The sequence below is a fragment of the Kocuria sp. ZOR0020 genome (assembly GCF_000800955.1).
Lineage (GTDB): Bacteria > Actinomycetota > Actinomycetes > Actinomycetales > Micrococcaceae > Kocuria > Kocuria subflava.
This window is the reverse complement of the sequence record NZ_JROX01000277.1, coordinates 1-7,022: the sequence shown is the minus strand read 5'-3', so window position 1 is coordinate 7,022 and position 7,022 is coordinate 1. Positions and strand designations below refer to the sequence as shown.

At 63.7% G+C, this 7,022-nt stretch carries 12 protein-coding genes; 5 read left to right on the top strand and 7 right to left on the bottom strand.

The genetic code is table 11. The features are described 5' to 3' along the window. The 4 genes from L979_RS16375 to L979_RS12960 form a co-directional block, all read left to right on the top strand. A partial coding sequence (locus tag L979_RS16375) for a hypothetical protein (protein WP_197052155.1) occupies positions 1-918 on the top strand: 918 nt, incomplete at its 5' end. Continuing rightward, the gene (locus tag L979_RS12970; protein WP_156125595.1) at positions 915-2,129 is read left to right on the top strand and encodes a transglycosylase SLT domain-containing protein; all 1,215 of its coding nucleotides are present in this window, start codon (positions 915-917) and stop codon (positions 2,127-2,129) included. The genes L979_RS16375 and L979_RS12970, both read left to right, overlap by 4 nt. 356 nt (positions 2,130-2,485) lie before the next feature. After that, positions 2,486-2,902 carry a hypothetical protein gene (locus tag L979_RS12965; RefSeq protein WP_156125594.1) on the top strand — a complete coding sequence of 139 codons (417 nt, stop codon included), beginning with the start codon at positions 2,486-2,488 and terminating at the stop codon, positions 2,900-2,902. Positions 2,903-2,907: 5 nt separating this feature from the next. Beyond that, entirely contained in the window at positions 2,908-3,714 is an 807-nt protein-coding gene (locus L979_RS12960; protein WP_156125593.1) for a hypothetical protein, read from the top strand. Positions 3,715-3,835: 121 nt separating this feature from the next. On the opposite strand, the gene L979_RS12955 is transcribed toward L979_RS12960, so the two are convergent. The 7 genes from L979_RS12955 to L979_RS12925 form a co-directional block, all read right to left on the bottom strand. Next, positions 3,836-4,165: a hypothetical protein gene (locus L979_RS12955; protein ID WP_047692622.1), complete on the bottom strand. Its 330-nt coding sequence runs from the start codon at positions 4,163-4,165 to the stop codon at positions 3,836-3,838. 51 nt (positions 4,166-4,216) lie between these two features. Continuing rightward, a complete protein-coding gene (locus L979_RS12950; RefSeq protein ID WP_047692621.1) occupies positions 4,217-4,423 on the bottom strand; it encodes a hypothetical protein in 207 nt (68 codons plus the stop codon). A 61-nt stretch (positions 4,424-4,484) separates the two neighbouring features. Further along, positions 4,485-4,679 carry a hypothetical protein gene (locus L979_RS12945; protein ID WP_156125592.1) on the bottom strand — a complete coding sequence of 65 codons (195 nt, stop codon included), beginning with the start codon at positions 4,677-4,679 and terminating at the stop codon, positions 4,485-4,487. Between the two features lie 5 nt (positions 4,680-4,684). Next, positions 4,685-5,029: a hypothetical protein gene (locus L979_RS12940; protein ID WP_156125591.1), complete on the bottom strand. Its 345-nt coding sequence runs from the start codon at positions 5,027-5,029 to the stop codon at positions 4,685-4,687. A gap of 188 nt (positions 5,030-5,217) precedes the next feature. Continuing rightward, complete coding sequence (locus L979_RS12935) at positions 5,218-5,760, bottom strand: hypothetical protein (protein ID WP_047692618.1); 543 nt, start codon at positions 5,758-5,760, stop codon at positions 5,218-5,220. A gap of 19 nt (positions 5,761-5,779) precedes the next feature. Further along, complete coding sequence (nrdH, locus tag L979_RS12930; RefSeq protein ID WP_047692617.1) at positions 5,780-6,022, bottom strand: glutaredoxin-like protein NrdH; 243 nt, start codon at positions 6,020-6,022, stop codon at positions 5,780-5,782. Between the two features lie 352 nt (positions 6,023-6,374). Next, positions 6,375-6,563 carry a hypothetical protein gene (locus L979_RS12925; protein WP_047692616.1) on the bottom strand — a complete coding sequence of 63 codons (189 nt, stop codon included), beginning with the start codon at positions 6,561-6,563 and terminating at the stop codon, positions 6,375-6,377. A 192-nt stretch (positions 6,564-6,755) separates the two neighbouring features. Between L979_RS12925 and L979_RS12920 the strand changes: the two genes are divergently transcribed. Further along, positions 6,756-7,022 (top strand): hypothetical protein (locus L979_RS12920; protein WP_047692615.1); only part of this gene is annotated, 267 nt, incomplete at its 3' end.

Below are 7,022 nucleotides of genomic sequence, written 5' to 3'. Positions count from 1 at the left end.
GTGATGGATCAGGGGTGGGCGTTCTTCCACCCGCCGGAAGCGTCCTGGAAAGCACCGGGGGAGGACCGCATCCAAGACCGATTCCAGGCGATGGTGGCCTGGATCGACGCACACCGGGGTGGCCGAGCACTGGCAGCACTGGTGGTGATGATCCTGGCGCTTGCCGCCGCATTCGTGTTCCTCCTGGCCGCTGGGGCGATCCTCAACGGTGATGGTGAGCCGGACGCGGGCGGACAGACCTCACGGGTGGCTTCCTCGGCGGCCGCGGTTGAGGCCAGCCAGCTGCCCTCCGCCTCCACCTCGCCCACGGGTGAGAGTGGCGACCAGGGCGGATCTGATGAGCGTGGGGCCACGAAGGACGGCTCTTCCGGTTCGGTGGCTGATAAGGCTGGGTTGAAGACCATCAACGAGGACACGGGCCTGGTGCGTAATCGTGAGGCTGACGAGGATGACCCGTTGGTGACCGGGGCGAGGTTCTTGCGGGCGATGCGCACGGTGGATACCACGAAGTCCAGTGTCCAGGACTGGCGGGATGCGCGTGATTCCTTCACGGATGGTGGATTCGGTGGGGTGGTGCAGGACTGGGACGTGGCCGGGGAGTCCGATGCCAGATCGAATGCGGTGGTGACCTGGGCTGGGATGGACGCCGGGTTGCACGAGGGCCGCGGTGTCGCCCCGGGGTTCGACTACGGGGCGGACGCGGAGGCCGGCACGCACCTGGTGCAGGTCGCGATGCGGTTGGAGCGCAGCGTGAAGGCCGGGGAGGACCGCGTGGATACCCCGTCCGGGGCGCTGATGGAAGTGGTGGTGGTGTGCCCGCCGGCCAGGGATGGTCAACGGTGTGTGGTCACGTCCTGGGCTGCCACTCCCAAAGACTTCGTGGCGCATTCAGCAACCCGGTGGGAGCCGGGGTCGTGAACGTGGTGAAGAAGGCCGGCGCTGCGGCGGTGGTGAAGTGGGTAGGCCCACCCGTTGCCGGGGTGGGTTTTTTCCTTGTGGTGGTCATGGTGGTCTTCGCGTTGTTGATGACCTTGATGACCGCTGGCGCGTCCTCAGCCAAGGACGCTGCCGACACCCAGGCCGCAGCGGCGAACGCGGCATCGTCGTGCCGTGTTGATGCGGCCAACAGTGGTGGTGGGACGGGGCTTCCGCAGGTGGAGGTGCCCTCGGAGTTCGTGGGCCCGATCGAAGACGCTGCCAAGGCGACTGGGTTGCCCAAGGAGATCATCGCCGCGCAAATTCAAGCCGAATCGGGGTTCAAGACCTCGGCGGCCAGCTCGGTGGGTGCGATCGGGCCGGCGCAGTTCATGCCGGGGACTTGGGCGGAGTGGGGTAACGGCGGGGATCCGCGCGACCCCGCGGACTCGCTGGCCGCTTACGCGCGGTACATGAAGCACTTGCTGGATTTGGCCAGTGGGTGGGCCGTGGATGGGGGCCCAGACGCGCCGCGGCTGGCGGTGGCTGCCTACAACGCGGGGCCAGGTACACCAGGTTTAAGGCAGGGACAGTTGCCGCCGTATGAGGAGACACAGGGCTATGTTTCCCGGATCTTCGGAGAGGCCCAGGTCTCGTTTTCAGCCGATTGCGCTGCGGTTGATCTGCCTAGTGACGTGGAGCTCGGGGATGGGGAGTGGGCCAACCCGCTGCCCGGTGGGCGTTTCACTTCCGGCTACGGGTACCGGAATTTGATCTCGGGATGCGCCCCGGATGACATGTCCCTGGCAAACGGCTGTTTCGCCAACCACCACCTCGGCGTGGACTTCGCCACCGGTGGTGGGAGTGGCCCGGGTGGGGTGGTGGTCGCCCCCACGGACGCCGAAGTGGTGTGTGTTCCCGGCGATGCCTTCGACGGCATGGTCCAACTGAAAGTCAGCAATGGGAAAGACTCCCCGATGCTGATCAATTTCTTCCACACGGACTCCCAGATGGTGTCCGTGGGGGACAAGGTCAAACGCGGTGACCCGGTGGCCATCGAGGGCAACAAGGGATTCTCCACGGGCACGCATTTGCACATGGAGATCATGAAGCCCGGCACACCGGCCTGCAAGAAACCAGGCGAGGTGGACGCTGCAGGGCGGTCCTACAACGTCAATCCCGAACCGATCATGAGGCAGAAAGGAATTCTGTGATGAACACGAACAAAACCAGGTGGTGTGCTGCCGGCGTGGTTCTGGTGGCGTTGGTGGGTGTGAGTGGTTGTGGATCCGCTCAGGTCCCGGAGCCGTCGCCGACTGCGACCGCAGCGACCACGTCGCCTGCAGGGGAGTCTCCGAAACGGTTGCCTGGTGCTGATGAGTCGCCGGCACCAGCGGGCGAATCCTCGCCGACTGGTGATGCTGGTAGCCCTGCGGCGACGGGGCAGTCCTGGCCATCGGTGACACCCGGGGCGGGGGATGTGTCCGGTAACGGCGTGGTGGCTCCCTCGCCCTCGCCTGGTGAGGCGGGGGACGGGAAGTCGTTTGGCGGGTTCATGGATCTGGGGCGGGTGGATCGGTCTGATCCGGAGGCTGTGGCGGTGGAAGCGATGCGAGCCCTAGTGGAGTGGGAGACGGTGGGGGACACGGTCCCTGGTGCTTCGATCCAACGCGCTGCGCCGTTGCTCTCTGATGAGGTGGTGGAGCGTGAGAGTGGCGCCCCGGGTCGTTGGGCGCCGGTGTGGTGGAACCAGGCGTTGGCGGCCTCGGCTTGGTCCTCGGCCACAGCCCAGGTCGCTCCGTCACGGGTGGAGGTTGAGGCGCCGGAGGGTATGCGGTTCATCGGGGTGGATGTGGCCTGGACGTGGCATGCAGACACCAGTGAGGTGGTCCCGGAAGGGGGACGGCGCTCATGCACGGTGAACGTGGAAGAAACCGGGAGCAATGAGTTCACGGTGGCGGGTTATCACTGCGAAGAGGGACGGTGAGGGGCATGTCTCGGTATTTGGCGTTGACACTGCTGGAAGACGACCGGTGGTTGGCAGGCTTGTTGCATGACATCAAAGACCTGGGAGGTTCGATCACCGTGGACGAGTACTGCTCGGGGGGTTGTGTCACCGTGGACGGATGCTGCGTTGGAGGGCTGTTCTCGCATGCGGAGATCTCCGAGTTCGTTTCCCGGTTGCGGTCGTTGGGGCTGGTGTCCCATGGTGACGACGGCTTCGTCGCGTTGACCTCGTGGGGACGAAGCATCGCTGATCAGAGGGCCAACGAGTGGGCGGCTGACGAGGGTCGGTTGTATTCCATTCGACGGCGAGTCCTCCAATATCTTGACGTTGGAGCTCACACCTCACGACATGTCCACAAGTATTGCCAGTGGGCTCCTGGTGACGGGGAACCTACTCACGAGGAGGTTGCCCAGGTGTTCGCGTGGTTAGCCCGCAAGGGGTTTATTGCGGCCGAGAACCGTGGTGACATGTGGCTCGGGTTCGCCCGGTTACCGGAAGTAGACGCGGCCTTGCTATCTCCGGAGTGGCGGTATCTGGATATGGAAGTAGAAAAGGACACCGATCCGTGTGAGCGGCCGGAAACCGCGACGGATGCCACCGGGTTGGACGCGGTTCGCGATCACCTCGATCAGGCTCTGATGATCCTTGATCAGTTGCCTCTGCATGAGAGGGAGGGGATCCGCGTCCGTGGTGGGGCCGTAAGGAACGTGGGCGGGTCGCAGAGGGTGCCGCGCGGGGTTCTACGAGCCATTGTTGATGGTGTGTTGTCCAGGGTGCGTCACCGCAAGTGATCCCGTGGCTGCAGGGCGGTCTCCTGGGCGCGGAAGTGCAGCTGCCACAAGGACGGACCGCCACAGACTGAGGGCCCCGAACCTAACGTTCGGGGCCCTCAGTCTGTGGCCGGTGGTTTGTTCACAGGGACAGCTGCAAGGCGAGGCTGAGAAGTGATATTCCTAGGGCCGCCCCGTAGCCGTAGGAGAAGTACTTGGTTGCCTCAGCGATCTCGCTCTTGTCGAATCCCTCGCGGCGCATCCGACGTCGGAAAAGCGTCTCGATCGTGAACAGCGTGATCGCGAAGATGATCCCCAGTCCGGTCAGGAAGTAAGCGCCCGTGGCGTACAGATCCGTGTCCAGGGGGCTGAGGAAGGCGAAGAGGGCCCAACCGATCATCGCGGCCGCGGGCACAGCGACCCAGGCGAGGACTCGGCCCAGGGGGATGGTGTCGGTGGTGGTGGTGTCCATGGTGGTCTCCTTTGGGTGGTGGGTTCAGTGTGCCGGCGGTCTCCGACATGGTTAGGTCCGCAGCACGATTTCCACGGCGTCGTCCAGGTCGCAATCGTGGGTGTGGATGTTCAGGGCCTGGCGCAGCGTGGTGATGTCGTCGGTAGTGAGCTCCAGGCGGGTGCCGTCGTTCAGGTGTAGTTCTCCGCGGTCGAAGGCCACACGGAGGTGGTCGATCTTGTTGTCGTTGTAGGTGTCCACGGTGGTTGTCTCCTTCATCGGGTTGTCTGCAGGTGATCGGTTCCGATCACCTGGCTGTCACGCACGCGGTGTTGTGTGCTCAGGGTGTTTGGTCTTGGCAGGTGGGGCAGATGGCGGTGATGCCGTCGTTGGTGACGGTGATGGCCCACCCGAACTGGGATCCGAGGATCCAGATGAACTGTGGGTCTGTGGTGACCCAGCTGGTGGCCGCGCGGTGGCCTGCGCATCGTGCGCAGCTGATCACGTACTCCCGGTCTCGGGTGGCGGTGCTCATGGTGCTCACCGGGTTTCCGTGGCCGGGATCTCGGTCCCGGGCCAGGGCGACCCGGTGCGGGTGATGCTGGTGGTGTCGGGGCCTTCGAAGAGGTCACGTCGGTACGTGAAAGTGGTCCGTCCATCGGTCAGACGCACGTACAGGATCGGTGCCCCGGTCTCGGAGGTCCCGGCGGAGGCGCTATCTAGTTCCCAGCCTTCGATGGTCCCGGAAAGGACCTTGACGACGTGGGCGTCCTGGTCGTCGCGGGTGACCTGCAGGTCCAGGGCCTGGTTGTCACCGCAGCGGAACTGGGCATCCAACGGCGGCATGGACCCGTTGGCTGCTATGTAACACGTCAAAGGATCCACGGGTGAGGTGGAAACGCTTGGTGACATTGTGGGTGAGGCAGGGGTCTGCCATGGGTCGTCACTGTGGAACAGCTGAGGGATCGCGGAGGCGAGGCCGATCACAGCAAGGATTGTTAGGAAAATCATGGCGTAAGAAATTAGAAGGAACTTCCGGTGTTCCCTGTCTAGTTCATTGGTTTCCATGGTGTTCACCTGGTTTCTGGTGTGGGGATTTCGTTGGCCGGCCACGGGCCGGTGCGTTGAATGTCTGTTGATTCCGGACCGTCAGCGAGGTCGCGACTGTAGGAGAAGGTGGTGTCCCCATTGGTGAGCTTGGTGCGGACGATCAGGGACCCGTCGCGGGAAGTCCCCACGGAAGTGGTTCCGGCCTCCCAACCGCGGATGTGCTCGTTGTTCACGGTGATCTGAGGAGTGTTGCCATCACGGGTGATGGTGTAGTCCACGACAGCGTCATCCCCGCAGCGCAACTGGAGGGCGCTGGGGTTGACCGAGCCCCCGTCCGCGGCGATGCAACAGGTCAGAGGATCCGTAGCTGGCGGTTGGGGCGTGGTCATTAGCTGCCGACCGCCTTCAACCATGACCGCCACCGGGTTGCCCGGCCAGGTCTGGAATCCGAAGAACAATGCCACCAGCATCACGATGTTGAGCACTATGAGGGTGATGAAGCTGCCGACCGAGGGGCTTTGACGCTTTGACTCGTTAACTTCCTGCTTGTTCTCGGTGTCGTTCATGGTGGTCTCCTGGGGTTTGTCAGTGGTTGATGGTTTTGATGAGGTCGGGGCGGAACCCTGACCAGTGGTCTGGGCCGGCGACGACGACGGGGACTTGTTGGTAGCCCATGGCCACGACTTGGTTGTAAGCGTCTTGGTCTTCGGTCACGTCGATCACGGTGTATTCGATGTCGGCTTTTTTGAGGGCCCGGTAGGTGGCGTTGCATTGAACGCAGGCGGGCTTGGAGTAGACGGTGACTGTGGCGGTGGTTGTGGTGCTCATCGTGTGTTCCTCCTTGTTAGGTCCTCATCGGTGGGAGGCCTGTTCGGGGTGTCCCCTCGTTCCTGATAAGCGGAGCAGTGCCGGGTTAGGAGAGGAGCGCAACCCCGTAGGGGCGGTGGAGGAAGGAATGTCCGCGCGAAATAAGGGAGCGTGCGACCGCGTGCGGAAAATCCTGGGGGAGCCGGCGGCGTAGCCGTTTGCGCGTAGCGACGCCCGGCAATGATGGAGCGTCAGGAACGAGGGGCCCGGTATTCACACCTGGTTCGGTGGTTCTGGTGCATGAGTGAGGGCCTGGTCCCGGTCACGTGGTGGTGAGCCGGGGCCAGGCCCTGGTGTCTGATTTGGGTGGGGGTTAGGCGAAGGTCAGGAATGCGAAGAGCAGGAAGATCCCGCCGAGGACCAACCACACACCGCCCATCGAGACGTTCGGGTCTTTCGTATCGGCGATGGCGGCTGCGCGGAGACCGGAGAAGACCATGCTGATCACCACGAAGATCACGACCGGGATGGCCATCAATGCGAAGACGAGCAGCTGGAACATGTCGAGTCCTTGAGTGGGAGTTTTGGCTGGTCAAGGGGCTGTGGTTCTAGTGTGCCCCCTCACACAGACATCGTGAAAGGCCTGGTGAGTGTGTGACACACGCCGTCGTCGGGGTGGGCCGATGGCCGGTCAAGAAGGCTGGTTGGTGACGTCACGGTCGGTGGCGGGCTGGTCTTCGGAAACGGAGGCGGCGTGAACACGATGTTGAGCGCCCAGGGGTACACCGAACGATCCGCGGATGCTGTGCCCTTGATGACGGTGGTCGCCGGTGGACTGATCGCGGTGATGCTGGTGGGGATCGCGGCCGGTATTGCGATTGCCGCGCTGAAGGAGGGGGTGGGTCGGAAGACCAACCGCCCCTCGTTGATGGCAGCCGGGTGGAAGTCAGCCGGGCTGGGGTTCTTCGCAGCTGCGGTGATCGGCTCGGCCGGGACCCTGTTTATGGCCGGTGGGAGTGTG